This is a genomic window from Pseudomonas sp. Leaf58, from assembly GCF_003627215.1.
Classification (GTDB): Bacteria; Pseudomonadota; Gammaproteobacteria; order Pseudomonadales; family Pseudomonadaceae; genus Aquipseudomonas.
The window spans coordinates 4,169,487-4,195,347 of the sequence record NZ_CP032677.1 but is presented as its reverse complement, the minus strand read 5'-3'; the positions used below and the strand labels follow the sequence as shown (position 1 = coordinate 4,195,347).

The 25,861-nt window shown below is 63.5% G+C and carries 25 protein-coding genes; 10 read left to right on the top strand and 15 right to left on the bottom strand.

Annotated features, from left to right (window positions below; genetic code table 11):
• Positions 1–59: 59 nt before the first annotated feature.
• Positions 60–2,501, bottom strand: coding sequence for a penicillin acylase family protein (locus DV532_RS19530; RefSeq protein ID WP_056802170.1), 2,442 nt, complete (start codon positions 2,499–2,501; stop codon positions 60–62).
• 103 nt (positions 2,502–2,604) lie between these two features.
• On the bottom strand, positions 2,605–3,960 hold the full coding sequence (locus tag DV532_RS19525; RefSeq protein WP_056802172.1) for a PLP-dependent aminotransferase family protein: 1,356 nt from the start codon (positions 3,958–3,960) through the stop codon (positions 2,605–2,607).
• 156 nt (positions 3,961–4,116) lie between these two features.
• On the opposite strand from DV532_RS19525, the gene DV532_RS19520 reads away from it, so the two are divergent.
• Positions 4,117–5,313: an MFS transporter gene (locus DV532_RS19520; protein WP_056802174.1), complete on the top strand. Its 1,197-nt coding sequence runs from the start codon at positions 4,117–4,119 to the stop codon at positions 5,311–5,313.
• 62 nt (positions 5,314–5,375) lie between these two features.
• On the opposite strand, the gene DV532_RS19515 is transcribed toward DV532_RS19520, so the two are convergent.
• Genes DV532_RS19515 through DV532_RS19500 form a run of 4 tightly spaced genes read right to left on the bottom strand, consistent with a single transcriptional unit; the run spans position 5,376 to position 7,048 of the window.
• Positions 5,376–5,579, bottom strand: coding sequence for an SEC-C metal-binding domain-containing protein (locus DV532_RS19515; RefSeq protein WP_082477027.1), 204 nt, complete (start codon positions 5,577–5,579; stop codon positions 5,376–5,378).
• A gap of 7 nt (positions 5,580–5,586) precedes the next feature.
• Positions 5,587–6,072 carry an LEA type 2 family protein gene (locus DV532_RS19510; RefSeq protein ID WP_056802254.1) on the bottom strand — a complete coding sequence of 162 codons (486 nt, stop codon included), beginning with the start codon at positions 6,070–6,072 and terminating at the stop codon, positions 5,587–5,589.
• A 2-nt stretch (positions 6,073–6,074) separates the two neighbouring features.
• Entirely contained in the window at positions 6,075–6,551 is a 477-nt protein-coding gene (locus DV532_RS19505; protein ID WP_056802176.1) for a YchJ family protein, read from the bottom strand.
• 2 nt (positions 6,552–6,553) lie between these two features.
• Positions 6,554–7,048: a DUF6231 family protein gene (locus DV532_RS19500; RefSeq protein WP_056802178.1), complete on the bottom strand. Its 495-nt coding sequence runs from the start codon at positions 7,046–7,048 to the stop codon at positions 6,554–6,556.
• A gap of 159 nt (positions 7,049–7,207) precedes the next feature.
• Here DV532_RS19500 and DV532_RS19495 point away from each other — a divergent pair, with 159 nt between their 5' ends.
• The 3 genes from DV532_RS19495 (at position 7,208) to DV532_RS19485 (ending at position 9,077) form a co-directional block, all read left to right on the top strand.
• Entirely contained in the window at positions 7,208–7,900 is a 693-nt protein-coding gene (locus tag DV532_RS19495; protein ID WP_056802180.1) for an OmpA family protein, read from the top strand.
• Between the two features lie 80 nt (positions 7,901–7,980).
• Positions 7,981–8,700, top strand: coding sequence for an OmpA family protein (locus tag DV532_RS19490; RefSeq protein WP_056802183.1), 720 nt, complete (start codon positions 7,981–7,983; stop codon positions 8,698–8,700).
• Between the two features lie 98 nt (positions 8,701–8,798).
• On the top strand, positions 8,799–9,077 hold the full coding sequence (locus DV532_RS19485; RefSeq protein ID WP_056802185.1) for a DUF1145 domain-containing protein: 279 nt from the start codon (positions 8,799–8,801) through the stop codon (positions 9,075–9,077).
• A 118-nt stretch (positions 9,078–9,195) separates the two neighbouring features.
• On the opposite strand, the gene DV532_RS19480 is transcribed toward DV532_RS19485, so the two are convergent.
• The gene (locus DV532_RS19480; protein ID WP_056802187.1) at positions 9,196–9,660 is read right to left on the bottom strand and encodes a CopD family protein; all 465 of its coding nucleotides are present in this window, start codon (positions 9,658–9,660) and stop codon (positions 9,196–9,198) included.
• Between the two features lie 98 nt (positions 9,661–9,758).
• Here DV532_RS19480 and dinG point away from each other — a divergent pair, with 98 nt between their 5' ends.
• The 5 genes from dinG (at position 9,759) to pdxH (ending at position 17,214) form a co-directional block, all read left to right on the top strand.
• Positions 9,759–11,903, top strand: coding sequence for an ATP-dependent DNA helicase DinG (gene dinG / locus DV532_RS19475; protein WP_056802190.1), 2,145 nt, complete (start codon positions 9,759–9,761; stop codon positions 11,901–11,903).
• Between the two features lie 79 nt (positions 11,904–11,982).
• Positions 11,983–14,217 (top strand): beta-galactosidase, encoded by a 2,235-nt coding sequence (locus tag DV532_RS19470; RefSeq protein ID WP_056802192.1) that lies wholly within the window; start codon positions 11,983–11,985, stop codon positions 14,215–14,217.
• A 101-nt stretch (positions 14,218–14,318) separates the two neighbouring features.
• Complete coding sequence (locus DV532_RS19465; protein ID WP_056802194.1) at positions 14,319–15,464, top strand: serine hydrolase domain-containing protein; 1,146 nt, start codon at positions 14,319–14,321, stop codon at positions 15,462–15,464.
• A gap of 100 nt (positions 15,465–15,564) precedes the next feature.
• On the top strand, positions 15,565–16,548 hold the full coding sequence (locus DV532_RS19460; RefSeq protein ID WP_056802196.1) for an OmpA family protein: 984 nt from the start codon (positions 15,565–15,567) through the stop codon (positions 16,546–16,548).
• An 18-nt stretch (positions 16,549–16,566) separates the two neighbouring features.
• The gene (pdxH, locus tag DV532_RS19455; RefSeq protein ID WP_056802198.1) at positions 16,567–17,214 is read left to right on the top strand and encodes a pyridoxamine 5'-phosphate oxidase; all 648 of its coding nucleotides are present in this window, start codon (positions 16,567–16,569) and stop codon (positions 17,212–17,214) included.
• 40 nt (positions 17,215–17,254) lie between these two features.
• On the opposite strand, the gene DV532_RS19450 is transcribed toward pdxH, so the two are convergent.
• The gene (locus tag DV532_RS19450) at positions 17,255–17,488 is read right to left on the bottom strand and encodes a hypothetical protein (RefSeq protein WP_056802200.1); all 234 of its coding nucleotides are present in this window, start codon (positions 17,486–17,488) and stop codon (positions 17,255–17,257) included.
• Positions 17,489–17,634: 146 nt separating this feature from the next.
• Between DV532_RS19450 and DV532_RS19445 the strand changes: the two genes are divergently transcribed.
• The gene (locus DV532_RS19445) at positions 17,635–18,099 is read left to right on the top strand and encodes a glycine zipper 2TM domain-containing protein (RefSeq protein WP_056802203.1); all 465 of its coding nucleotides are present in this window, start codon (positions 17,635–17,637) and stop codon (positions 18,097–18,099) included.
• Between the two features lie 70 nt (positions 18,100–18,169).
• Here DV532_RS19445 and nhaA read toward each other — a convergent pair whose 3' ends face one another.
• The 7 genes from nhaA to livH form a co-directional block, all read right to left on the bottom strand.
• Complete coding sequence (gene nhaA, locus DV532_RS19440; RefSeq protein WP_056802204.1) at positions 18,170–19,345, bottom strand: Na+/H+ antiporter NhaA; 1,176 nt, start codon at positions 19,343–19,345, stop codon at positions 18,170–18,172.
• A 295-nt stretch (positions 19,346–19,640) separates the two neighbouring features.
• Complete coding sequence (locus DV532_RS19435; protein WP_056802206.1) at positions 19,641–21,248, bottom strand: NAD(P)/FAD-dependent oxidoreductase; 1,608 nt, start codon at positions 21,246–21,248, stop codon at positions 19,641–19,643.
• 103 nt (positions 21,249–21,351) lie between these two features.
• Positions 21,352–22,026 carry a COG3650 family protein gene (locus tag DV532_RS19430; RefSeq protein ID WP_056802208.1) on the bottom strand — a complete coding sequence of 225 codons (675 nt, stop codon included), beginning with the start codon at positions 22,024–22,026 and terminating at the stop codon, positions 21,352–21,354.
• 88 nt (positions 22,027–22,114) lie between these two features.
• Complete coding sequence (locus DV532_RS19425; protein WP_056802210.1) at positions 22,115–22,816, bottom strand: ABC transporter ATP-binding protein; 702 nt, start codon at positions 22,814–22,816, stop codon at positions 22,115–22,117.
• Positions 22,817–23,584 (bottom strand): high-affinity branched-chain amino acid ABC transporter ATP-binding protein LivG, encoded by a 768-nt coding sequence (livG, locus tag DV532_RS19420; protein ID WP_003254878.1) that lies wholly within the window; start codon positions 23,582–23,584, stop codon positions 22,817–22,819.
• Complete coding sequence (locus tag DV532_RS19415; RefSeq protein WP_056802212.1) at positions 23,581–24,837, bottom strand: high-affinity branched-chain amino acid ABC transporter permease LivM; 1,257 nt, start codon at positions 24,835–24,837, stop codon at positions 23,581–23,583. The genes livG and DV532_RS19415 overlap by 4 nt, the downstream gene beginning before the upstream one ends.
• On the bottom strand, positions 24,834–25,757 hold the full coding sequence (gene livH, locus DV532_RS19410; protein ID WP_008097482.1) for a high-affinity branched-chain amino acid ABC transporter permease LivH: 924 nt from the start codon (positions 25,755–25,757) through the stop codon (positions 24,834–24,836). Before livH ends, DV532_RS19415 begins: the two co-directional genes overlap by 4 nt.
• Positions 25,758–25,861 lie beyond the last annotated feature (104 nt).

Sequence of the window (25,861 nt, the reverse complement as noted above, 5' to 3'; positions counted from 1 at the left end):
TGTAGCGCGAGGGGGCCGCTAAGCGGCCCTTCGCGACACAAGCCCGGCTGAGGCGGAGGTTACCTGCCTGGCACCAAGGTCAAACGCTGGTCGCCATACGCCCGGCCAAAGTTCTGCTGCTGCAGCGGTAGGCTCATGAAGCGCCCTTTGAACCAGGCATCCAGCCCGTCACTGTAATGCCCGCTGGCTGGGTTGCCGGACTGGCCACTACTGGTCAGCACCTGCAACGGCTCGGCCTGGCCGAAGTCGACGATCATGCGTGCCGACGCGGGCAGGCGGGTGTCGAAGTCGCTGCCCCAGGCGTATGGCGTCAGGGCCAGGGTCGTGAAGTCACCGCCAGCGGCCAGCGGCGAACGGCTGATGGCGTCGCCCAGGCCGTGATAGGTCGATGCCGGCCAGCGGTACTGGTGCAGCTTGCCCCACTGCCAGGCGCGGCGGTCGGCACCCAGTTGCGCGATGCCGGCATCTACCGCGCCCGCCAGGCTGCGAGCGAGGATGGCCGGCTTGTCTTCTTTCTGCGGGGTGCTGCGGTCATCCCAGAACGGGCTGTCGTCGCGGCCCAACAGGTGATCAGCCTGCGCCGAGAACGACAACCGCGCGTTGCTGACGAAGGCTTGCCAGGCTGGGCCGGATTCCGGGCCAAGGTCGTCGAGGAAGGTTTGCCGCGCCACTTCCTGGAGGAACAGTTCGTACAGCGCGGCATCGGCCGACACCGGGCTCAGGCGGCCATCGAAGGCCTTGAGCCGGGCCAGCGCGTCGCGGGCCTTGTCGCGCTGCGCAGCGGGCAGGGCGTCGATCGCTTGCTTGAGCGGCTGGGCCATGCCGGGGGCGTCGAACATTTGCTTGAGCTTTTCCGCCAGCAAGGTGACCTGATCGTTCTGCAGGGCCATGACGCTGCGGCTGTCGTGGCGGCCATTACCGGCCAGCTGGGCCAGGCGCTCGGCACGTTCGGGGTAATACCAGGTACTGGACAGCTGCATGCCATAGCCGCGCGGCAGGCTGCGTTGGTTGGCGTGGCCGAGCCAGCCGGCGGGCGGGTCTTGGTCGTAAGGGTGCAGCATTGGGTCGGCATAGCCATCCCAGTCATAGCGCCCGTCCCAACCCGGCGAGGGCAGCAGGCCCTGGCCTTCGCGGCGGTTGGGGTAACGGCCACTGACTTGCCAGCCGATGTGCTCGGGCTCGGCGAAGACGAAGTTGAGGGCGGCGGCGGTGACTTCGCGGGTACTGTCGAAGGCACGCTCCACGTTCTTGGCCCGGGTCAGGTCGAACAGCGCATCCAGGCTGCGGTCGCCCTTGAACTGCGGCAGGTTCAATGCCAGGCCCAGGCTGGTGTTGCCTGGCTGGGCCAGCAGGGTACCGTGGCGGGTGTCGTACATCACCTCGCGCAGTGGGCGCTGGCCGCGGACGAAGAAGGTTTCACTGCGGGCGCGGGCCGGCACCCATTTGCCGTCGGCCAGGTAGCTCAGCTGGCTGCCCTGTTGGCGCAGTTGCTCCAGGTACAGGTCCTGGTTGTCGGCCATGACTGCACTGCTGCTCCAAGCCAGCTTGCCGTTATAGCCGGCCAGCACGATCGGCAGGCCGGGCAACGACAGGCCGGCGACCTGGTACTTGCCGGTGTGGATTTGCACTGGGCTCAGGGCCCAGGCGGCGCGGCTGTCGCTGGCCAGCAGGCTCTTGCCACTGCGGCTGCGTTGTGGGGCCAAGGCCAGGTTGGCCGAGCCCGGGCTGCCCAGCAGGTCGAGGTCGGCCAGCTTCTGGCTGGCGGCAGTCAGGGCCGCTAGCCCCGGCAATTGGCTGGCCAGGTTCAGGCCCTTCAGCTTTTCTGCTTCGGCGGCGGCCAACGGTTCGTCCGGTGCACCGGGTAGCAGCCAGGCCAGCTTGTCGCTGCCGGCTTTTTGCGCCAGGGCCAGGGCGCTCAGTTCTTCTTGCACGTTCACCGACTGGCTGAACGCGTACAAGCTGAAGATCAGCGCCGAGTCTTCGGGCTTCCAGTATTCCGGGCGATAGCCGTTGCTGGCCAAGCCGGCCGGGAGCTTGTCGCGGTAGCGGAACAGATAGGCGTTGACCCCGCGGGCATACACTTCAAAAAAGCGCTTGAGCCGGGGCGACGCATCGGCGTACTGCTGGGCGGCGCTCTGCTTGAGGTTGGCTGCGCGCATCAGGCGGTCGATGTCCAGCGCATCGCTGCCGGCCAGTTCGGCCAGGCGGCCTTGGGCCAGCAGGCGCATGGCGACCATCTGCTCGATGCGGTCGCCGGCGTGCACGTAGCCCAAGCTGAACAGGGCATCATGGAAGCTGCTGCTTTCGATCAGCGGCGCGCCCATGGCATTGCGCCGTACCGAGACGTTCTGAGCCAGGCCTTTGAGCGGCTGTATGCCGCTGGTTGCAGGCACGCTGCCCTGGTAGCCGCCCGTCTGGCAGCCGGCCAGCCCGAGCATGCCGAGCAGCGTGGCAGCGGTTGCGAACCGCGGGCGGAAGGGAGAAAAGGCGGGGGCGGCCATGACAAGGGCTCCTGCAAGGCGTGGCGGGTTTGGAAAGGCGCTAAGGTAGTAAGCGCGTAGGCGCCGTGCAAGGTCCGCGGGCGCTTTATTTGCCCGCGCCGACTTAAACCTTGAAATGCTCGGCCACAGCGTCGGAAAAGTGTGTGCAGTTGATGCGCGCAAGGCGCTGATAGTCACGGCTGACGGCAAAGGCCGCACCTGGCATCAACAACACCTGGTGTTGTTCAAGGTTGTGCATGAACGGTTGCAGGTCGGCCAGATCGGGATGGTAGACCCACAGGAACATGCCGCCTTGGGGCGTTATGTCGAACTGCCAGCCACGCGCCAGCAAGGACTGCTGGGTTTGTGCCTGCTGGCGGATCAGGCGCTGCTGCACGTCCTTCATGTGCCGGGCATAGGTGCCGTCGGACAAGATGGTGTTGACGAAGCGTTCGCAAAACGCCGGCACGGCAACGCAGGTCAGTAGCTTCAGGCGTGTCAGCGGTTCTATCAGCGCTGTCGAGCAAGCGATGTAGCCCACGCGCAAGGAGGCGGACAGGCATTTGGAGAAGCTGCCGATGTAAATTACCCGCTCAAGGTTGTCCAGCTCGGCAAAGGTCTGCCGTACGCCTGGGCTGAAGTCACCGTACACGTCATCCTCGACCACGAAGAAGTCGTGCTCCACGGCCAGGCGCAACACGCTGAAGGCATTGTGCGGGGTGATGTTGCCGCCCGTCGGGTTGTGGAAGGTGCTGTTGCAGAAGAACGCCCTGACCTTGTGCTTGGCCAGGTGATTTTTCATGTCCTGAACATCCGGCCCATCGTGGCCGCGTCGTACCCCGACCACGTGGCCGCCGGCCAACTGGATCAGCTTGATCAGGTTGCCATTGCCGGGCTCGTCGACGAACACGTGATCGCCGGGTTTGATCAATAAACGCGCCACCAAGTCCAGCGCTTGCGTGGCGCCCAGCGTGGTCAGCAACTGGCTGGGCCGGGCATCGACACGGGTATGGCGCTTCAGGTGCACGCACAGCTGTTTGCGCATCGGCAGGTAGCCCTGGATGTCGCCATATTCCGCCAGCGAACTTTGCTCCAGCCGTGCCGTGCGCCGTATCGCCTTGGCCAGCAGTTCGGTATCACGCCAGGCCGGCGGCAGCCAGCCGCTACCCAGTTTGGTGTAGTGCTGGCCACCTTGCAGCAGCTTGAACAGTGGGTCGCCGGCCATGGGGGCGGGCGCATCTGCCGTGTCAGCATCGGCAGTGCCCGGTTGCTGGGTGTCATTGGCAACGTAGTAGCCACGGCCAGGGACGGCGGTTAACAGGCCCTCGCTGACCAGCCGGGCATAGCTGGAGACGACATCGTGATAACTGCAGTCGACCGCCGCCGTTAACTTGCGGATGGAAGGCATGCGCTGGCCGGGCAGCCACTCGCCGGTGGCGAGGCGCTGTTTCAACTGGTCGTGAAGGCGGTGCGGGCGCATGGCGGGTCCGGCAGCTGTTAGAAAAAACAGCCTAACAGTTAACCGGAAAGCGCGTCGACTGTTCGCATTCATCGGCGCGGCACGTGCCACCATGCACCCTGTCGGCACTTTTTGCGAGGCCGGAACCGCCCCGTCCACTTACTGTGAGCACCTGCCATGCCCAGCACACTTCCGCGGCGCACGTATCTGTATTTCACTGCGCAGTCGATCAACCTGACGACGGCAGTCATGTCGGTGACCATGGCGGCCATCGTCGGCGCCGCGCTGGCGCCCGCTGCCACCTGGTCCACGGTGCCCTACGGTTTTCAGTTTCTTTTTCTGATGCTGGCCACCTATCCGGTCTCCCGGCTGATGAGCCGCATTGGCCGCAAGCGGGCGTTCATGCTGGGCTCGATACCTTTGGCCGTGTCCGGCGTCAGCGGTTACCTGGCCGTACAGTACCAACACTTCCCAACCCTGGTGTTCAGCCATTCGGCGTTGGGTGTGTACATTGCGTTCGCCAACTTCAACCGCTTTGCGGCCACCGATAACCTGGCCCAGAGCCTGAAACCCAAAGCGCTTTCCCTGGTCGTGGCAGGCGGGGTTATCGCGGCCGTGGTCGGCCCAGCGCTCACTGAGTGGCTCCGCGACCTGGGTGGTTATCCGCTGTTTTCGCTGTGTTATGCCGCTTTTGTTGGGCTGGCGGTGTTGGCCTTGCTGATAGCGGCGTGCCTGCCTGGCGATGGCGCACAGGCCAGCCAGGAGCGTGCGGCCAAACCGCTTGGCACCCACGCGCAGCCGCTTAGCCCAGTGGTGGCCGTGGCCGTGGCAGTGGCCGCGCTGGGTTATGGGATCATGAATTTGCTGATGATCCAGGCGTCGATGCATATGAAACATATGCATGAGGACTTTTCCGATGTTCGCCTGGCGATTCAATGGCATGTGATAGCCATGTTTGCCCCGTCGTTCTTCACCGGTGCCATCATCCAGAGGCTCGGGATCAGGGCCACTATTTGCGCCGGCCTGGGCCTGTTGATCGTTTGCACGGCCATGAACATGTGGTCGCACAGCTACGCCATGATGACCTTGTCGCTGATCGCCCTCGGCTTGGGCTGGAACCTGACCTACGTGGGGGGCGGGGCGTTGTTGGCGCAAACGCTGCAAAACAGCCCGTCAGCGATGCAGATGCAGGGGAAAAACGATCTGGCCATTGCGGTGTTCGCCACCCTTGGCGCTTTCAGCCCGTCGCTGTTGCTGGGCACGGTCGGCTGGGGCGGCACCAATGCCATTTGCATGGGCCTGTGCATCGTGTTGCTCGTGGCAACTGCCGGGTTGCTGCAGCGCAAGGTAGCAGGGGCTGCCAGCGCCAGCTAGGCAAGCAGGCGCCGAATACGCACAGCGCGGCCCGGAGCCGGGACGCGCAGGTGCTGTTCAGGTCAGGCGCCGTGGCACTTCTTGAACTTTTTCTGGCTACCGCACGGGCATGGGTCGTTACGGCCAACATCCTTCAGGGCGTTGCGTACCGGCTCGTGGTGGCCGTGGTTGCAGTGCGGGCCATGTACATGGCCGTGATCGTGGTGGTGATCATGGTCATGATCGTGGTTGCAGTCAGGGCCATGGACGTGGGGTTGTTGGGACATTGCAGGGTTACTCCGGGTTGTAATCGCCGGGGATTATCTCACCACTGCGCGACAAGTGCAGGTCCCGATGGATGAGCAACCCGGTCGCCAGCTCGCCCTGCAGGTCGTAACGCAGCGGTTGCCCACTTTTCAGCAGCTTGGCCAGTGGTTTCAGGTGCTGCCACAGGTTGGTCCGGGCGGTAATCTTGAAGGTGCGTCGGGCATGCCCGCCCACACTGCGCCACACGCTGGCTTCATCCTCAACCAGCAGCAGGTCGTTGAGGCGGATGGCATAGGCCAGGCTGCGGATGAACAGGCGGCTGTCATTGGGGTTGTCGACCCGCAGGTGCAGCACGAACTCCTGCTCCAGCAACCGTGCCTTGACCGTCTCGACCTCGACCAGACGCACCTCGGGTTCGCGCCAATCATCGCCGCCCCAGCTGGCGCAGCCCGCCAGCAGCGCCAGCCCGGTCAGCAGCGTGCCGAGCAACAGTAGGCGGGTGTGGGCCATCATGTTCAGCTGCCCACGTAGCTGGCGCAGCACTTCTTGAACTTCTGGCCGCTGGCGCAGGGGCAGGGATCGTTGCGCCCGGCCTTCAGCCCAACCGTGGGGTCAATGAAGTACCAGCGCCCGGCATGCTGGACGAATGCCGAGCGCTCGCGGTGCTGATGGTCACCCTCCTGGTCGTGCCAACGGGCGGTGAAGGTGACAAAGCCATGCTCCGGCTGGCCGCCCAACACTTCGGCGTCTTCTACCTCCAGGCCCAGCCACGTGCTCTGGGCGCTCCAGGCGGCCATGGCCGCGCGGTCCAGGCCGGCTTGCTGGGCCGGCAGGGTGGTGGCCACCAGGTAGTCGACCAGGCCCAGCACATAGGCACTGTAGCGTGAGCGCATCAGTGTCTGGGCATCCGGGGCCGGGGTGCCGGCATGGAAATGCCCACAACAGGCGTCGAGCAGGTTGCCACTGCCACAAGGGCAGACCGAGACACTCATCATCACCACCAGTACTTGCCGAAGTTTTCAGGGTTGGCCCAAAACCTGGCATTGAGCCAGTCCGGTACCTGCTTGTAGTCATGTAGATCATAGGTGAACAGGCTCAATACCTGCTGGTCACGGCAGAATTTCTCGCTGGCCGACAGGGCCAGGGCAAAGAAATCGGTGTCTTGCCAGCCACAGGCGGGCAGGTCGGCCAACACCGCGACCCGGCTGGCATTGAGGTTGCGGATGCCGCCGAGCAGTTCCAGGCCGGTGCGCTTGGGCAGGTGCTCCAGGCAGTCCACCAGCACCGCCAGGTCAAAGCGCTGGGCTGCCAGGTCCGCTGGCAACGGGCCCGGGGCGGCAGTGGCGATGGTTACCTGGGGGTGTGCCTGGGCGAAGGCGTCCAGCGCTGGGAACCGTGTGCCCACCAGCAGCAGGCGTTGTGGGGTGAAGCGCTCAAGCAGCGCCGCCAGGGCCTGCTGTGGGGTGCGCTGGGAAAAACCGTCGGTCATTGCCAATCCTCTTTCAAGTCGTCCAAGACTAGCGGGCCGCAGCGTGCGGGCAAAGAGGCAGGTGACTGCGTCGTGGCTTATTGCTGGCAGGGATGGAATCAGCGGTCTTTACTCCCAGAGATCGGCCTTATGCCGATTCCCCCTAGGAGAAGCAATGAAATGAGCATAGTACGCACAGCGATACCCCTGGTACTGCTCACCAGTGTGTTGACTGGTTGTGCAGGTTTGCAAAAGACCGACTGGCCTAAATGTGCCGCCGTCGGGGGTGTAGGCGGCGCCGCGCTGGGCGCCATCGAAAGTTCCACCTGGGCAGGCTGGGGCGCATTGCTGGGCGGTGGCCTGGCGGCGGGCTATTGCTGGGCCCATGGCGATGGCGACGAAGATGGCGACGGCGTGCCGGACAGCCGTGACAAGTGCCCTGGCACGCCGCGCGGTGTGCAGGTCGATGCCAACGGTTGCCCGCCAGCGCCGGCGCCGGTAGTTGAGGAAGTGGTGGTGCAGAAGGAAGAAGTCATTGTCATCCGCGATGTGCACTTCGAGTTCGACTCGGCGCGCCTGACCGCCGCCGACAAGGAGCGCCTCAATACCATTGCCACCCGCCTGAAACAGGAAGCACCGTCCGCCCGCCTGAGCGTCAGTGGCCATACTGACAGCGTCGGCTCCGACAGCTATAACCAGAAACTGTCCGAGCGCCGTGCCCACTCGGTGACCGATTACCTGGTCGAGAGCGGTGTGCCGCGCAGCAGCTTCGTGTCGGTGGTCGGTGCGGGTGAAACCCAACCAGTGGCAGACAACGCCACGGCTGAAGGGCGTTCGATGAACCGCCGTACCGAGATCAAGATCCAGCGCTAGAGCGGCGTGCGCCCGTGCCTTGAGCAGTGGCACGGGTGCCTCTTCCTGCTGGTCGCGGCTAATGACACAGGAGCATCAGCATGCGTGTGACGTCGAAGGCGGCGCTGCCGCTGTTGGTAGCGGCCAGCCTGCTCGCAGGCTGTGCCACCCACAGTGATGGCAGCGCGCCCCTCAACCAAAGGACCTGGCCCCTCTGCAGCCTGCTCGGCGGCTTGGTCGGTGGCGGCTTGGGCGCCATCGAAAGTTCGACTTGGGCGGCTGGCGGCGGTGCCCTTGGTGCCATCGCCGGGGGGCTGATCTGTTTCGCCCAGGATGGTGACGAAGATAACGACGGCATTTTCGACCGCCGCGATCGTTGCCCCGATACCCCCGTTAACACCGCGGTCGACCACATGGGTTGCCCGTTGAAGCAATACCCGGCATCGATGCCGGCCACTGAAGCGCAACCTACGCCAGAGGTGATCATTCTCGATGACAACGGCGCGGTGATGTTCGCGTTCGATTCCGCCCAGCTTACCCCAGCGGCCCAGCAGCGCCTGCAAGGCTTGGTGGCGAAACTCGATTCACCGACGGTGGCCAAGGTCCGGGTAATCGGGCATACCGATAGCGTCGGCTCCGACAGCTATAACCAGGCCCTTTCCGAGCGCCGCGCCAGCAGCGTGGCCGAGTTCTTGATCGGCCAGGGGCTGGAGCCGGGCAAGGTCACCAGCCAGGGGCGCGGCGAGAGCGAACCGCTCACCGACAACGAAAGCGAGGAGGGCCGCGCGCGCAACCGACGGGTGGAGCTGCACCTCAACTGAGGGGGGCTGGTGCCTGCTTCGGCCTTGCATTTAGTGTGCGGCGCACGGCCCGCGTGTAGCGGCGGTCTCGCTATAACGACAATCCATAGGGGCGGAGTATGAAGTTCATCCTTGGTGTGGGCAAAGTCCTGACGGTCGTTTTCTGGGGGGTGGTGTTGTTCAATCAGTTGATGCCACAGCCCTTGCCCTTCAACCTGCTGATCAACGCGGCTGGCATCGCCTTGCTGAGCTTGCACCTGCTTGAGGTGCTGTTTTTCAATCGCAGCCTGCGCGGGCGCAGTCACCGCTGGTTCGATCGCTTGCAGATCCTGTTGACGGGTATCTTCCATGTCATGTCCATTCCCCGTGCGCAGGAGGCGCCCGCAGCCCGGCCCTGAAGCTGGCAGCGAGCTGATCCTGCAGCACCTGTGAAAAACGGTACTGGCCCTATGGCCGGCACGCCAGCGAGTGCCTATGGGCGCTGGTTTGCCGGCGACGGGGCCGGTGCAGGCAGCATCAGATCATCAGGCGCGAACTGGCCACTGCGACCACGGCCAGGCCCAGCAGCAGGTTGATCCCCACCATCCGCCGAATCCGCCCCAACACCGCCGCACCCGTCGGCCAGTCCTCGGCCTGCACCGCCGCCTTCAGTTCCGGCAGCAGCAGCGCTTGGATGCGCATGAACAGGGCGAACATGGCAATCCCCCCGCCAATCATCACCTGCACGTACTTTGGCGCGGTCTCGAAGCCGCTGAAGCGCATGTGCAACATGCCGATACCACTTATCGCCAAAATAGCCACGGCCAGCCAGACCCAGCCGAAGAAGCGTCGGAAAACTTCCACCCACAGGCGCAACCGCGCAGGCCCTTCAAGGGCTGCAACCGTTGCCGGGCGTAGCACCAGCCAAGCGAAGAACATGCCGCCGACCCATACCAGGGCAGCCAGAACATGCAGTGTGTAGGGCAGGGCAAAAGCGAGCATCCGGATCTCCATGCGGCATAAAGGGCAATAGCGGGGTATGATAGCCGCCCCATGCGAAACACTGAAAATATATCCAGCCCTCCGGGCGCCTGCAGACCATGATCAGCAACGAACTCAAAGCCACCATCCAAGGCGCCTATTCGCGTTTTCTCGAAGCCAAGAGCCTCAAACCGCGCTATGGCCAACGCCTGATGATTGCCGAAGTCGCCAAGGTGCTTGGTGACATCGCCTGCGACGATGAAGGCCGCCGTGCGGGCGAGCCTGCCGTGGTGGCAGTGGAAGCAGGCACCGGTACCGGTAAGACGGTGGCCTACAGCCTGGCAGCCATTCCGGCCGCCAAGGCCGCTGGCAAACGCCTGGTGATCGCCACCGCCACCGTGGCACTGCAAGAGCAAATCGTCTTCAAGGACCTGCCCGACCTGATGCGCAACAGCGGGCTCAACTTCAGCTTCGCCCTGGCTAAGGGCCGCGGTCGCTACCTGTGCCTGTCCAAGCTCGACATCCTGCTGCAGGAGGGCCATGCGCAGTCGGCCACTGCCCAGCTGTTCGAGGAAGAAGGCTTCCGTATCGAGGTCGACGAGCGCAGCCAAAAGCTGTTCAACAGCATGATCGAGAAGCTTGCCGGCAACCGCTGGGACGGTGACCGCGACAGCTGGCCCGAAGCCCTGGAAGACCAGGACTGGGCACGCTTGACCACCGACCACAGCCAATGCACGGGCCGTCACTGCCCGAACTTCCAGCAGTGTGTGTTCTACAAGGCCCGTGAAGGCATGGGCAAAGTCGACGTGATCGTCACCAACCACGACATGGTGCTGGCCGACCTGGCCCTGGGCGGCGGTGCTGTTTTGCCGGACCCACGTGACACCATGTACGTGTTCGATGAAGGCCACCACTTGCCAGACAAGGCCATCGGCCATTTTGCCCACTATTCACGCCTGCGCTCCACCGCCGACTGGCTGGAGCAGACCGCCAAGAACCTGACCAAGCTGCTGGCGCAGCACCCGCTGCCCGGTGACCTGGGCAAGTACATCGAGCAGGTGCCGGAGCTTGCGCGGGAAGTGCGCACCCAGCAGCAGTTCATGTTCACCCTGTGCGAGCAAATTGCCGACTTCCGCCCCAGCGAGGACACCGAAGGCCGTGAGCGCCCCCGCTACCGCTTTGAAGGTGGCGTGGTGCCGGAGCAAATCCGCGAAGTGGGTATCGAGCTGAAAAAGGGCTTTGCCCGGCTCAACGACCTGTTCACCCGCCTGGCCGACTTGCTCAAAGAAGGCATGGACGGTGAGGTCAGCATCGGTATCGCCAGCCACCAGGCCGAAGAGTGGTACCCGCTGTTCGGCAGCTTGGTTACTCGTGCCCAGGGTAACTGGGAGCTGTGGGCTGCCTTTACTGCCGAAGACCCGGAAGACAGCCCGCCCATGGCCCGCTGGCTGACCTTGGCCGAAAGTGGGGCGCTGTTCGACATCGAAGTCAACGCCAGCCCCATCCTGGCTGCCGAAATGCTTCGCCGTAGCCTGTGGAACGTGGCCCACGGCGCGCTGGTGACGTCAGCAACGCTGACCGCGCTGGGTAAGTTCGACCGCTTCCGCATGCGCTCGGGGTTGCCGCGTGACGCGGTCACTTGTGTGGTGCCCAGCCCCTTCGTGCATGGCGATGCCGGCCTGCTGCGGGTCCCCGACCTCAAGGCCGACCCGCGCGACGCGGCGGCGCACACCGCAGCGATCATCCGCGAGTTGCCGAACATCGTCGAAGATGCCCGCGGCGCGCTGGTGCTGTTCTCCTCGCGCAAGCAGATGCAGGAGGTGTTCGATGGCCTGGACCGTGACTGGCGCAAGCTGGTGCTGATCCAGGGCAACCTGTCCAAGCAGGAAACCCTGAACAAGCACAAGGCGCGGGTCGATGATGGCCAGCACAGCGTGCTGTTTGGCTTGGCCAGCTTTGCCGAGGGGGTCGACCTGCCGGGTGCCTACTGCGAACACGTAGTGATTGCCAAGATTCCCTTCGCCGTGCCCGATGACCCGGTCGAGGCCGCACTGGCGGAATGGATCGAGGCCCGCGGTGGTAACCCGTTCATGGAAATTGCCGTGCCCGATGCCTCGCTGAAGCTGATCCAGGCCTGCGGTCGCCTGCTGCGTACCGAGCAGGATCGCGGCGTCATCACGTTGCTGGACCGGCGCCTGGTCACCCAACGCTACGGCAAGGCTATTCTCAATGCGCTGCCGCCGTTCCGGCGGGAGATTTCCTGACTGCCGGAGCACTTGCTCCGGCGCGTTGTCCATTACTCAGTCTTGGGCCATGAGGGCCCTGAAGGAGAGCCCCAGCCTTATGGTCCGCCGCGCCTTGCCCGCCGTTTTCGCCCTGTTGTTCAGCTCGCACTTGTTGGCTGGGCAGCAGACGCTGTTCAGCTTCGTGCGCCCGGCCTCGGTGGTCAATGTGGTGACCGAGGACGCCAGCATGCCGCAGTACAACGCGGAGCAGACAGCCGAGGGCGAAGTGTTGCGGCGCGTGGTGTTCAACCCGGCCCAGCTGCCGACCCTGCGCTTGAGCCCGCAAAGCGGTGTGTGGGACTGGTCTACCGGGCAGTTTCTGACCTTGCGCCTGCAAAGCGCAATGGATTGGGCGCTGACGGTGGATGTCACGGTGCTGGGCAGCGATGGCCGCAAGTTGACCAGTCGTATCGACTTGCCGGCTGGCCCCGCACAGACGGTCATGGTGCCGCTTACGGCCCGTTCGCCGCTGAGCCAGGGCATGCGCGCCGGCCCGCCCATGCCTTGGAGCTACGGCGGCCAGCGCCTGTTGCTAACCAGCAGCGCCGGGGCGGTGGACCTCAAGCAGGTGGCGTCGGTCAGCTTGAGTATTCCCAGCCCCAAAGTGGCGCAGAACCTGCTGATTGAGCGGGTGGGCATCCAGGACGACGACCAGGCCTATCAGGCGGCCTACCACGAGCTGATCGATGCCTACGGCCAGTCCACGCGCGGGCATTGGCCAGAGAAGGTCGCCAATGACCAGCAACTCAAGGCCGCCGATGCGCAAGAACAGCAACAGCTCAAGGGTTGGTTGGCCGAACGTGGCAAGCAACCACTGGACAGCTATGGCGGCCTGCTGGCCGGGCCGGCATTCGAGGCCAAGGGCTTCTTCCGCACCGAAAAGCGTAACGGCCGCTGGTACCTGATAACGCCGGATGGGCACCCGTTCTATTCCCTGGGTGTGAATGCCGTGGCCGCAGATGGCGGGCGTACCTATGTGGCCGGGCGTGAGGGCATGTTCAAAGCCTTGCCGGGTGACAGCGATGCCCTGGCCGCGTTCTATGGCGAAGGCAACAACGACGATGGCAATGCTTCGTCGCAAGGGCGCAACTTCAAACAGGGGCGCTGGTTCGACTTCTATGCCGCCAATGTGCAGCGCACCTATGGCAAACCCTGCCCGCCCGCGGTAGAGGGGCAGCCGGCCACCTGCCCTCCGCTGGTGCTGGATGCCGCCCGCTGGCAAACACATGCGCTTGATCGCCTGCAGGCCTGGGGTTTCAATACGGTCGGCAACTGGAGCGAGCCGGCCCTGGGCCAGGCCAAGCGCATACCGTATACCTTGCCACTGTCGATCGTCGGCGATTACGCCAGCATCAGTACGGGTATGGACTGGTGGGGCAGCATGCCCGACCCGTTCGACCCACGGTTTGCCATGGCTACCGAGCGCGCGGTGGCGATTGCCGCCCGTGATCACCGTGACGACCCGTGGCTGATTGGCTATTTCGCCGACAACGAGCTGGCCTGGGCTGCCCCGGGTGACGATCCCAAGGCGCGTTACGGCCTGGCCTACGGCACCTTGCGCCTGACCACCGATGTGCCGGCCAAGCGTGCTTTCCTCAAGCAGTTGCGTGACAAGTACCGTAACCAGGAGGGGTTATCCAAGGCCTGGGGCATCGAGCTGGCGGCATGGGAGCTGATGGAAGACCCGGGCTTCGAAGCGCCGCTGCCGAACCCGGAACACCCGGAAATCGAGCGTGACTACCAGTACTTCCAGCAAGTTTTTGCCGACACCTACTTCAAGACCATTGCCGATTCGTTGAAGTGGCATGCGCCCAATCACCTGCTGTTGGGCGGTCGCTATGCGGTCAGCACGCCGGAGGCAGTCAAGGCCTGCGCCGAGTTCTGCGATGTGCTCAGTTTCAACTTCTATACCCTGAAACCGCAGGACGGCTACGACTTCGCGCGCCTGGGTGAGTTGGACAAACCGGTGCTGGTGTCCGAGTTCCAGTTCGGCTCGCGTGATCGCGGGCCGTTCTGGCCGGGGCCGGTGGAAGTGGCGCGGGAAGAAGACCGTGGCCCCGCCTACGGCAACTTTCTCAAGGCGGCATTGGCACAGCCAGTAATTGTGGGCGCGCACTGGTTCCAGTACCTCGACCAGCCGGCCAGCGGGCGCCTGCTCGATGGCGAAAATGGTCACCTGGGGTTGGTGGCGATTACCGATATGCCATATCCGGGGTTTGTTGACGCGGTGCGCAAGAGCAATTTGCAGGCAATGAGCCAGCTGCGCGCCCAGCTGGAAGAGCCGACTCCTTAGCACCGTTCGTCGTCACCACCTAGCCCAAGCCAGTTTGCAAAACGCCAAACTACTGAAACAATGCACGCCATTTTTGAATATGGTCGTACGGAGAACAGCGGGTGCAGATCCAGGGTCACTATGAGCTGAAGTTCGAAGCAGTGCGCGAAGCCTTCGCCGCGCTGTTCGAGGATCCGCAGGAGCGTGGTGCGGCGCTGTGCATCCAGGTCGGTGGCGAAACCGTCGTGGACCTGTGGGCCGGCAGTGCCGACAAGGACCGCCAGCAGGCTTGGCACAGTGACACCATCGCTAACTTGTTCTCCTGCACCAAAACCTTCACTGCTGTCACTGCACTGCAGCTGGTCGGCGAGGGCAAGCTGGCCCTGGACGCCCCGGTCGCCAACTATTGGCCCGAATTCGCTCAGGCCGGTAAACAGTCGATCACCCTGCGCCAACTGCTCAGCCACCGCGCCGGCTTGCCGGCTATTCGTCAGCTGCTGCCGGCCGAAGCCTTGTATGACTGGCAGGCCATGGTCGATGCGCTGGCTGCGGAAACGCCTTGGTGGACACCCGGCAGCGAACATGGCTATGCCGCCATCACCTACGGCTGGCTGATTGGCGAGCTGATCCGCCGCGCCGATGGCCGTAGCCCTGGCGACTCGATCGTGGCCCGCACTGCGCGGCCGCTGGGTTTGGATTTTCATGTCGGCCTGGCGGACGATGAGTTTCATCGCGTGGCGCATATCGCCCGCGGCAAGGGCAACGTGGGTGACGCTGCCGCGCAGCGCTTGCTGCAGGTGACCCTGCGCGAGCCCGAGGCGCTGTCGACCCGTGCCTTTACCAACCCGCCGGCAATTTTGACCAGTACCAACAAGCCGGAATGGCGGCGCATGCAGCAGCCAGCGGCCAACGGCCACGGCAACGCGCGCAGCCTGGCGGGCTTTTATGCCGGGTTGCTGGACGGCAGCCTGCTCGAATCCGAACTGCTCGATGAGCTGACGCGCGAGCACAGCCTAGGCCAGGATCGCACTTTGCTCACTCAGACCCGTTTTGGCCTGGGTTGCATGCTCGACCAGCCCGCCGTGGCCAATGCCACCTTCGGTCTTGGCGCGCGCGCTTTCGGCCACCCCGGCGCCGGTGGTTCAGTCGGTTTCGCCGACCCGGAGCACGATGTGGCCTTCGGTTTCGTGGTCAATACCCTCGGGCCGTATGTGCTCATGGACCCACGAGCCCAACAACTGGTACGTGTCCTTGCCAGTTGCCTTTGATCGGGTAATGCGGGTATTGCCGCCCCCCTTTGACTATCCTGAATGCCAACGCACTGCAGTGAGTTGGTAAAATTTCTTTCTATTTCATGGTGTATCGCTGATGTCTTCACATAAAACCTTAGCACTCGCCCTGTGCCTGACCGCCGTTACCGGCTGCGCCAGCCACAATTCGGGAGGCTCCAAGGAAGGCAGCTCCAGCTGGTGGCCTTTCGGTTCGGACAAGGTTGCCGAACAGGAAGTGAAGGCAGCCGTCAGCGAAAAAGTGGTCAAGGCTGATGCCAAGTCTGAAAGCGCCAGTCATTGGTGGTGGCCGTTTGGCGGTGACGACAAGCAAGCCAAGGGACCGGTCGTGCCGAAGATCGACCAGAAAGCTACCCAGGCCTGGTTGGACGAATATGAGCCCAAGCTGCGTGAGGCGATCAAAGACAGCAAGCTGGAGCTGGAGCGCCGCGACAACGTGCTGGCCGTGACCATCCCGGTGGACAGCTCGTACAACCCGGATCGCCCGAACATGCTGCTGCCGATGACCCTGGGCCCGATCACCCGCGTGGCTAAAACCGTCGAAGGCGATAGCAAGACTGCCGTGCTGGTGCTTGGCCATGCCGACAGCAGCGGTGCCGCAGCCGCCAACCAGAAGCTCAGCCTGGAGCGCGCCGCTTCGGTATCGGCCATCTTCCGTCTCAGCGGCTTGCAGCGTGACCGCCTGACCCTCAAAGGCATGGGCTCGGTAATGCCGCGCGCCGCCAACGACAGCGCCGAAGGCCGTGCCCTGAACCGCCGTGTTGAAATGCTGCTGACGCCGCAGAACACCATGGTCGCACTGCTGGCCAAGTACCAGCAGGCTGCCCCGGCACCGGCTCCGATGGTGGCGGTGCAGGACGCCAAGGCGCCAGTTGCCAAGGCTACCGACAGCAAGCCAGCGGCCAAGGCAGCGGCGAAGAAACCTGCCGGCAATGCCAAGGCCTCTGCCAAGGCGCCAGCCAAGACCACGGCCAAGAAAAAAACCGCGCCGGCCAAGCCCGCCGCCAAGAAAGCTACCGCTGACAAGAAAGTAGCTGCCAATAGCCCTGCGAAGACCAACTGATCGTCAAGGAACGCAGCAATGACCCAATCCCTGGCCGATATGCGCCGCGACTACACCCGTGATGGCTTGGCCGAAGCCCAGGCCCCGGGGGAGCCGTTCGCCCTGTTCCACCAGTGGTTCGCCGATGCGGTGAAAACCGAGCAGGTACCGGTGGAAGCCAACGCCATGACCCTCGCTACTGTCGATGGCGAGGGCCGCCCGCACTGCCGCATCTTGCTGCTGAAGGGGCTCGATGAGCGGGGTTTTACCTTCTTCACCAACTATGACAGCGCCAAGGGCCAGCAGCTGCTGGCCAACCCTTTCGCTGCCATGACCTTCTTCTGGCCGGCGCTGGAGCGTCAGGTGCGTATTGAAGGGCGGGTGGAAAAGGTTACGGCGCAGGAGTCGGACGCCTACTACCAGGTACGCCCACTGGGCAGCCGGCTGGGCGCCTGGGCTTCGCCACAGAGCCAGGTGATTGCTGGGCGCGAAGAGTTGGAGGGCCTGGTCAAGGCCACCGAGGCGCGCTTTTCCGATACCCAGCCGCATTGCCCGGAACACTGGGGCGGGTACCGTTTGCTGCCTGAGCGCATCGAGTTCTGGCAGGGGCGGGCTAGCCGCTTGCATGACCGCTTGAACTACCGGCTGGTCGATGGGCAATGGCTGCGAGAGCGGCTGGCGCCCTGAGCTCGCTGGGGCCGCATAGCGGCCCCAGCCGTCTCCAAGGTTACCCCGGATACCCCGCCGCCTCCCGCTCCAACCACCCCGCCAGTTGCTTACGCCCTACCTTTTCCTCACGCGCCTGCGCCAGCCTTTCCAGCATATACGCCCGCTTCCCAGGGTCCGCGCCAGCCATAGACAGCGCCAAGTCACGGTCCATCCAGCGGCGCATGCGCACATACAGCCACCAATGGAAGTACAGCCCCGCAACGGTGGTGACCACGACGATGAAGTAATCCATGGTTATCCTTGGTCTCACTTGAAAGGCCTCGGCACAGCCACACAGGCTGTACCCCGGCTGAATGAAAACAATTTTATTACGTTTGTACCGTGACAGCCGTCAACGTGCAGCGTCTAATGAGCACCTGACTTTTGGAGACTTTACCCATGCGTAAATCCGCTTTGCTGGTGGCGACCTTTACCACCATGTCGCTGTTGCTGAGTGGCTGTGCTTCGAGCCTGACCGGTGACAGCTACTCCCGTGATGAGGCCCGCCGCGTGCAAACCGTGCGCATGGGCACTATCGAATCCCTGCGCCCGGTCAAGATCGAGGGCACCAAGACCCCAATCGGTGGTGGTGCTGGCGCCATCGTTGGTGGTGTGGCAGGCAGCGCCGTGGGCGGTGGCCGTGGCAGCATCGTTGCCGCCGTGATCGGTGCCGTGGCCGGTGGCCTGGCGGGTTCGGCAGCCGAAGAAGGCCTGACCCGCACCCAAGGTGTCGAAATCACTGTGCGTGAGGACGATGGCAGCATGCGTGCCTATGTGCAGGCCGTGCAGGAAAACGAGATTTTCCGCGTTGGCGACCGCGTACGCATCATGACCGTCGATGGTACCAGCCGCGTCGCGCACTGACCGTAGCGCAACAAAACAAAACCCCGACTTGGCTACTCGCCAGTCGGGGTTTTTTCATGTGGCAGCTGCATCAGCCGATGTTGGCTTTACGGCTGGCCATGGCGGTTACCGCATAGCCGATCACCGCGGCGAAGAACGAACCGGTGAGAATGCCCATGCGGTCCATGCCAGCATACTCACTGCTACCCGGTACAAAGGCCAGTGAGCCAACGAACAGGCTCATGGTGAAGCCGATACCACAAAGTATCGCCACCCCCAGCACTTGCCCCCAACTGGCGCCGGCAGGCAATGCGGCCAGGCGCAGTTTGATCGCCACCCAGGTCAAGCCAAACACGCCCACGGTCTTGCCCAGCAGCAACCCGACGGCGATGCCCAGGGGAACCGGATGGGTGAAGCTGTCTACGCTCATGCCCGCCAGCGATACACCGGCATTGGCGAATGCGAACAACGGCAGGATGGCGTACGCCACCCAAGGGTGCAGGGCGTGTTCCAGGGCGAGTAAAGGCGAGCGTTCGGCATGGCGAGTGCGCAACGGGATGCACAAGGCCAGGGCAACGCCGGCCAGGGTCGCGTGGACACCGCTCTTGAGCACGCACACCCAGAGGATCAGGCCAACCACCATGTATGGCCCAAGCTTGACCACGCCTAGCCGGTTCATTGCCACCAGCACCACCAGGCAGGCGGCGGCCAGCAGCAACGACACGCTGGACAGGGTGCCCGAGTAGAACAGGGCAATGACGATGATCGCACCCAGGTCGTCGATGATCGCCAGGGTCATCAGGAACAGTTTCAGCGACACCGGCACGCGCTTGCCCAGTAGCGCCAGTACGCCGAGGGCAAAGGCGATGTCGGTAGCGGTGGGAATCGCCCAGCCGGCCACAGCAGCCGGGTTGTCACGGTTGATGAACCAGTAGATCAGTGCCGGTATTACCATGCCGCCGACGGCAGCGGTGGCAGGCAGGATCACCTGGGATGGCTTGGACAGGTGGCCGTCGACCACCTCGCGCTTGACCTCCAGGCCAATGAGCAGGAAGAACAAGGCCATCAGGCCGTCGTTGATCCACAGCAGCAGTGGCTTGGCGATGTTCAGCGCGCCGACCTGCACGGCAACGGGGACGTCGAGTAGGCCGCTGTACAGGTAGGACAGCGGCGAGTTGTTGATGACCAGGGCCAGGATGGCCGCCGCGATCAACAGCAGGCCGCTGGCGGCTTCGAGCTGGAAGAAACGGGTGAACAGGCTACGCACGGGCTATAGGCTCTCCATGAGCAGTTTACGAATGGAACGGGCGTACACCCTAGCCTGTGGCGATATGCTTTCAAACAAAAACTATATTCGTTTTTGTTATATGGTGTTGCAGGTAGGCTTGGGGGAAGCCTAGATGCAAATTGGCAAGGGCGGTGGAAGGACAGTCTGATGTTTGGGGCGGATGTTTCTGAAGGCTGTTCGGCCCTGTTCGCGGGTACCCCGCTCCTACAGCGACCGCACGCGGTAATGTAGGAGCGGGTTTACCCGCGAAAGGGCCCTGACAGGTAATACAAAATTACCGGCCGAGCATATCCCGCGCCACTGCCTCGGCAATGCGAATCCCATCGACCCCTGCGGACAGGATCCCGCCGGCATATCCCGCCCCTTCACCCGCCGGGAACAGCCCCTTCAGGTTCAGGCTCTGGTAGTCCTCACCACGGGTAATCCGCAGCGGCGACGAGGTGCGTGTCTCGATCCCGGTCAACACCGCATCATGCAGGTTGTAGCCCTTGATCTGCCGGTCGAACGCTGGCAGCGCCTCGCGGATGGCCTCGATGGCGAAGTCCGGCAAGCTCGGTGCCAGGTCGCCCAAGGTCACGCCTGGCTTGTAGGAGGGCTCGACACTGCCCAGCGCGGTTGACGGCCGGCCAGCGACGAAGTCGCCCACCAGCTGCGCCGGGGCTTGGTAGTTGCTGCCGCCCATCACATAGGCGTGGGCCTCCAGGCGCTCCTGCAGTTCAATGCCGGCCAACGGGCCGCCCGGGTAGTCGCGCTCGGGGTCGATGCCGACGACGATACCGGAGTTGGCATTACGCTCGTTACGCGAGTACTGGCTCATGCCGTTAGTCACCACCCGGCCTGGCTCGCTGGTGGCGGCGACCACGGTGCCGCCTGGGCACATGCAGAAGCTGTACACCGAACGACCGTTCTTGGCGTGGTACACCAACTTGTAGTCGGCGGCGCCGAGTTTCGGGTGGCCGGCGTACTTGCCCAGGCGCGCCTTGTCGATCAGCGTTTGCGGGTGCTCGATACGGAAGCCGACCGAGAACGGCTTGGCTTCCATGTACACACCCTTGGCGTGCAGCATGCGGAAGGTGTCACGGGCGCTGTGGCCCAGGGCCAATACCACATGGCGCGAGTGCAGCTGTTCGCCGCTCTCCAGTACAACGCCGGTCAATTGGTCGCCTTCGATCAGCAGGTCGGTGACCTTCTCCTGGAAGCGCACTTCGGCACCGAGGGCGATCATGTCCTGGCGCATCTGTTCGACCATGCCGGTCAGGCGGAAGGTACCGATGTGCGGTTTGTTGATGTACAGGATCTCGTCCGGCGCGCCGGCCTTGACGAACTCTTCCAGCACTTTTCGGCCATGGTGCTGCGGGTCCTTGATCTGGCTGTACAGCTTGCCGTCGGAGAAGGTACCGGCGCCGCCTTCGCCAAACTGCACGTTGGACTCGGGGTTGAGCACGCTTTTGCGCCACAGGCCCCAGGTGTCCTTGGTGCGCTGACGCACTTCCTTGCCGCGTTCGAGGACGATCGGCTTGAAGCCCATTTGTGCCAGCAACAGGCCGGCGAAGATCCCGCACGGGCCGAAGCCGACCACGATCGGGCGCTCCTGCAGGTCGGCCGGGGCCTGGCCGACATACTTGTAGGTTACGTCTGGGGCCGGCCCAATGTTGCGATCGTCGGCGAACTTGCCAAGCAGCTCGGCTTCGTTGCTGGCTTCCAGGTCGATGGTGTAGATGAACAGCAGTTCGCTGTTCTTCTTGCGCGCATCGTAGCTGCGCTTGAACAGGTTGAAGCTGAGCAGTTGCTCGTCGCGGATGCCCAGGCGCTGGACAATGGCTTCACGCAGCGCTTCGTCGGGATGGTCCAGGGGCAGCTTCAGTTCGGTGATTCGTAGCATGGCAGGGTCCAGTATCCCGGCCATGGGCGGCCGGCGGCTTTACACAAACCGCCAAGTATAAGCTGTTAGCCGCCCGGACTGGCAGGATAAAAGCACCCGGCGATCAGTTGTCGCGTGCGCCGCCGTAGTAGCCGCAACCCTTGAGGGTCTGGCCGTCGATGCGCATTTCGGCGCGCAGGTGGCGCACTGCGCCGGTCGCGCTGTCGACGCAGCGCTGCGGTGCGACCCACAGTTCCACGTGTTGGCCGTTGGCTTCGCTGGTGAGGGTCAGGCCACCACCGGGGACTTCTTCTTCAAGGAAAGGTAGCGGCAGCGCCGGTTTGCCGACGCGGTTGAGTACCATGCCCTTGCCGCTGGCCTTGATGTCCCATTCGGGCTCATGGCCGCCGGCGCGCAGGGTAAGCTGCTTGAAGTTAGGGTCATCGCAGGCGCGGGTAGAGGGTTCCAGGCGGTACAGACGGCTGACTTCCAGCAGGCCGTCGTTGTCCGCCTGCTTGCTGCCGGTGAGGCGCCCGCGAACGTCGGCGAACAGCTTGGAGCCTGCGTCCTTGGCCAGGTTAGCGGACTCTTGAAGGATGCCAGTGGCAGCAACGTCATTGATCACGAAGTGGCGGCTTTCACCGCACGGTTTGAACAGCAGGCGGCCGCCACCGGCGCTCAGTTCACCCTGCATGCGCGTGGTGCCGATGTTCGGGTCACGTGGCTGTTCGGCCAGCAGCTGGCAGCCAGCGAACAGCGGCAGCAAAGTGGTGAGCAGCAGGGTAGGGGTGAGGCGCATGGGGCGGGCTCCGGGAAATCTTTGCCAAAGAGCCGGCCACGATACACCTCCTACGGGCAGAAAAAAGGGCCCGAAGGCCCTTTTTCAATCAACCGCCCAGGTACGCGTCGCGCACCTTCGGGTCGGTCAGCAGTGCTTCACCGGTGCCCTGCATCACCACCCGGCCGTTCTCCAGTACATAAGCCCGGTCGGCAACCTTCAGCGCCTGGTTGGCGTTCTGCTCCACCAGGAACACCGTTACGCCATCACGGCGCAGCTGTTCGATAATGTCGAAGATCTGCTGGATGATGATTGGCGCCAGGCCCAGCGAAGGCTCGTCAAGCAGCAGTAGCTTGGGCTTGCTCATCAACGCCCGGCCAATGGCGAGCATCTGTTGCTCGCCACCGGACATGGTGCCGCCACGCTGGATATAACGCTCCTTCAGACGCGGGAACAGCTGCAAAACCTTATCCAACTGCTCCTGGTAGTCGCCCTTGTCGGTGAAAAAACCACCCATCGCCAGGTTTTCCTCGACGGTCAGGCGGGAGAACACCCGGCGGCCTTCGGGGACCACGGCGATGCTCTTGCGCATGATGTGCGAGGACGGCTGGCCAACCAGTTCTTCACCCAGGTACTTGATGCTGCCGCTGTGTGCCTGCGGCGAGCCGCACAGGGTCATGAGCAAGGTCGACTTGCCGGCGCCGTTGGCGCCGATCAAGGTAACGATCTCGCCTTGGTTGATCTCCACGTTGACGCTGTGCAGCGCCTGGATCTTGCCGTAGAAGGTGGAAACGTTCTCGAACTTCAGCATTTACGCTTCCCCCAGGTAGGCTTTGATCACATCAGGGTTGTCGCGGATTTCTTCCGGCGTGCCGTGGGCCAGGGGGGTGCCCTGGTTGATCACCACGATATGGTCGGAAATGCTCATCACCAGCTTCATGTCGTGCTCGATCAGCAGCACGGTGACGTTATGCGACTCACGCAGGTAGGCGATCAGTGCCTTGAGGTCTTCGGTTTCCTTCGGGTTCAGGCCCGCTGCCGGTTCGTCGAGCATGATGATGCGCGGCTGGGTCATCATGCAGCGGGCGATTTCCAGGCGGCGCTGCTGGCCGTAAGCAAGGGTGCCGGCGGTACGGTTGGCGAACTCGGTCAGGTTGACCTTTTCCAACCAGTACTGCGCGCGCTCCATGGCCTCCTTCTCGCTGCGGCGGAAGCTCGGGGTCTTGAACAGGCCGGCGAAGAAGTTGGTGTTGAGGTGGCGGTGCTGAGCGATCAGCAGATTTTCCAGCGCGGTCATTTCCTTGAACAGGCGCACGTTCTGGAAGGTGCGCACCACGCCCTTGCGGGCGATCTGGTGGCCGGCCAGGCCCTGGATCGGTTGGCCATCGAGCAGGATGGTGCCGCCGCTGGGCTTGTAGAAGCCGGTCAGGCAGTTGAACACCGTGGTCTTGCCCGCACCGTTCGGGCCGATCAGCGCCACCACCTGTTTTTCCTTGACGGTCAGGGCTACGCCGTTGACCGCCAACAAGCCGCCGAAGCGCATGCTCAGGCCGCTGACTTGCAGAATTTCGCGGCTCATCGACGCAGCTCCATGTGTGGACGTTGCATAGGCAGCAGGCCCTGCGGACGCCAGATCATCATCAACACCATCAGCGCACCGAACATCAACATGCGGTATTCGCTGAACTCACGCATCAGCTCGGGCAGCAGGATCATCACGATGGCCGCGAGAATCACGCCCAGTTGTGAGCCCATGCCGCCAAGCACGACGATGGCGAGGATGATCGCCGACTCGATGAAGGTGAACGACTCCGGCGTCACCAGGCCTTGGCGCGCGGCGAAGAAGCTGCCGGCGAAACCGGCGAAGCAGGCCCCCAGGGTGAATGCCGACAGCTTGATCACGGTCGGGTTCAGGCCCAGTGCGCGGCAGGCGATTTCGTCTTCGCGCAGGGCTTCCCAGGCGCGGCCAATTGGCATACGCAGCAGGCGGTTGATCACGAACAGCGCCAGCAGGGCCAGCAACAGGGCCACCAGGTAGAGGAAGATGACCTTGTTGATCGAGTTGTATTCCAGCCCGAAGAACTCATGGAAGGTCTGCATGCCCTCGGCGGCACGGCGTTCGAAGGTCAAGCCGAAAAGCTCTGGCTTGGGGATGTTGCTGATGCCGTTGGGGCCGCCGGTCCAGTCGGTGAGGTTACGCAGGAACAGGCGGATGATCTCGCCGAAGCCGAGGGTCACGATCGCCAGGTAGTCACCACGCAGGCGCAGCACCGGGAAGCCGAGCAGGAAGCCGAAGGTGGCGGCCATCAGGCCGGCGATCGGCAGGCACACCCAGAAGCTCCAGCCCAAGTAGTGCGAGAGCATCGCGTAGCTGTAGGCGCCGACGGCATAGAAGCCCACGTAGCCCAGGTCGAGCAGGCCCGCCAGGCCGACCACGATGTTCAGGCCCAGGCCCAGCAACACGTAGATCAGGATCAGCGTGGCAATGTCGACCGCGCCGCGTGAACCGAAGAACGGCCACACCAGTGCAGCGATGATCAGGCCCAGGATCACGTAGCGCTGGGTCTTCGGCAGGGTCAGGTAGTTGCTGACGGCCGGCGGGATCAGCTTGCGATCCGAACGGCGGCCCATCACCGCACTCCACTGCTTGTCGAACAGCACGCGCAAGAACATCAGCACCGAACACACGGCGATGATGCTGATGGTGAACGAACCCTGGCTGTGCACGACCAGGCTGATGCCATCGATGCTCAGTTTCAGGCCCAGCACCGGAAAGGCCACGGCCCATACCAGCAAGGCGCTGAAGAACGCCTGTTTGAGATTTCTGTTCATACTTTTTCAACCTCCGGGCGGCCCAGGATGCCGGTCGGCCGGAATAGCAGGACAAGAACCAACAAGCCGAATGCCACTACGTCCTTGTACTGGTCGCCGAAGATGTCGGCGCCAAACGCTTCGGCCACGCCCAGCACCAGCCCGCCGAGCATGGCGCCCGGAATGCTGCCGATGCCGCCCAGTACCGCCGCGGTGAAGGCTTTGAGGCCTACCAGGAAACCGGCGTTGGGGTTGATCACCCCGTACTGCATGCTCAGCAGCACGGCCGCCACCGCCGCCAGGGCGGCACCGATGACGAAGGTGAGGGCGATGATGTTGTTGGTGTTGATGCCCAGCAGGTTGGCCATCTTGATGTCCTCGGCACAGGCGCGGCAGGCGCGGCCCAGGCGAGAACGGGAGATGAACAGGGTGAGCAGGGTCATGGCCACCAGGGTGACGACGAACACCAGGATCTGCATGTAGCTGATAAGGACTTCTTCGGCACCGCCTGGCCCGAACGAGAAGCTGCCGGGGATCAGGTTGGGGATGGACTTGTCCTTGGAGTCTTGCGACAGCAAGACGGTGTTCTGCAGGAAGATCGACATGCCGATGGCGGAGATCAGCGGGATCAAGCGGTTGCTGTTGCGCAGGGGGCGGTAGGCAACCCGTTCGATGCTGTAGCCATAGGCACTGGTGACGAAAATCGTCGCGACGAAAGCGACGGTCATGAGGATCGGCAGCGAATGGATACCCATCATGGCCAGGCCCGCCAGGGCGATGAAGGCCACGTAGGAACCGATCATGTACACCTCGCCGTGGGCGAAGTTGATCATGCCAATGATGCCGTACACCATGGTGTAGCCGATGGCGATCAAGGCATAGGTGCTGCCGATAGTCAATCCATTAACCAGTTGTTGGAAGAAATGGTAGATCTCAGGCATTACAGCGCTCCTAAAAACCTGATTTGCATTTCGCTGGCGGGGGTAGGGCCAGGAAACCGCGGGTGACGGTTTTAAGATTTTCAGGTGGGTCGGCCCCCGGATCG

Bases quoted from the DNA above. Each gene is read 5' to 3' on its own strand.
- DV532_RS19505 (WP_056802176.1), bottom strand. From the start codon at position 6,551: ATGAGTGTCTCGGTCTGCCCTTGTGGCAGTGGCAACCTGCTCGACGCC.
- livH (WP_008097482.1), bottom strand. From the start codon at position 25,757: ATGCCTGAGATCTACCATTTCTTCCAACAACTGGTTAATGGATTGACT.
- DV532_RS19485 (WP_056802185.1), top strand. From the start codon at position 8,799: ATGAAGTTCATCCTTGGTGTGGGCAAAGTCCTGACGGTCGTTTTCTGG.
- DV532_RS19490 (WP_056802183.1), top strand. From the start codon at position 7,981: ATGCGTGTGACGTCGAAGGCGGCGCTGCCGCTGTTGGTAGCGGCCAGC.
- livG (WP_003254878.1), bottom strand. From the start codon at position 23,584: ATGAGCCGCGAAATTCTGCAAGTCAGCGGCCTGAGCATGCGCTTCGGC.
- DV532_RS19470 (WP_056802192.1), top strand. From the start codon at position 11,983: ATGGTCCGCCGCGCCTTGCCCGCCGTTTTCGCCCTGTTGTTCAGCTCG.
- DV532_RS19525 (WP_056802172.1), bottom strand. From the start codon at position 3,960: ATGCGCCCGCACCGCCTTCACGACCAGTTGAAACAGCGCCTCGCCACC.
- DV532_RS19515 (WP_082477027.1), bottom strand. From the start codon at position 5,579: ATGTCCCAACAACCCCACGTCCATGGCCCTGACTGCAACCACGATCAT.
- DV532_RS19500 (WP_056802178.1), bottom strand. From the start codon at position 7,048: ATGACCGACGGTTTTTCCCAGCGCACCCCACAGCAGGCCCTGGCGGCG.
- DV532_RS19460 (WP_056802196.1), top strand. From the start codon at position 15,565: ATGTCTTCACATAAAACCTTAGCACTCGCCCTGTGCCTGACCGCCGTT.
- DV532_RS19530 (WP_056802170.1), bottom strand. From the start codon at position 2,501: ATGGCCGCCCCCGCCTTTTCTCCCTTCCGCCCGCGGTTCGCAACCGCT.
- DV532_RS19520 (WP_056802174.1), top strand. From the start codon at position 4,117: ATGCCCAGCACACTTCCGCGGCGCACGTATCTGTATTTCACTGCGCAG.
- DV532_RS19450 (WP_056802200.1), bottom strand. From the start codon at position 17,488: ATGGATTACTTCATCGTCGTGGTCACCACCGTTGCGGGGCTGTACTTC.
- DV532_RS19425 (WP_056802210.1), bottom strand. From the start codon at position 22,816: ATGCTGAAGTTCGAGAACGTTTCCACCTTCTACGGCAAGATCCAGGCG.
- DV532_RS19480 (WP_056802187.1), bottom strand. From the start codon at position 9,660: ATGCTCGCTTTTGCCCTGCCCTACACACTGCATGTTCTGGCTGCCCTG.
- DV532_RS19510 (WP_056802254.1), bottom strand. From the start codon at position 6,072: ATGATGGCCCACACCCGCCTACTGTTGCTCGGCACGCTGCTGACCGGG.
- dinG (WP_056802190.1), top strand. From the start codon at position 9,759: ATGATCAGCAACGAACTCAAAGCCACCATCCAAGGCGCCTATTCGCGT.
- pdxH (WP_056802198.1), top strand. From the start codon at position 16,567: ATGACCCAATCCCTGGCCGATATGCGCCGCGACTACACCCGTGATGGC.
- DV532_RS19435 (WP_056802206.1), bottom strand. From the start codon at position 21,248: ATGCTACGAATCACCGAACTGAAGCTGCCCCTGGACCATCCCGACGAA.
- DV532_RS19430 (WP_056802208.1), bottom strand. From the start codon at position 22,026: ATGCGCCTCACCCCTACCCTGCTGCTCACCACTTTGCTGCCGCTGTTC.
- DV532_RS19445 (WP_056802203.1), top strand. From the start codon at position 17,635: ATGCGTAAATCCGCTTTGCTGGTGGCGACCTTTACCACCATGTCGCTG.
- DV532_RS19495 (WP_056802180.1), top strand. From the start codon at position 7,208: ATGAGCATAGTACGCACAGCGATACCCCTGGTACTGCTCACCAGTGTG.
- DV532_RS19415 (WP_056802212.1), bottom strand. From the start codon at position 24,837: ATGAACAGAAATCTCAAACAGGCGTTCTTCAGCGCCTTGCTGGTATGG.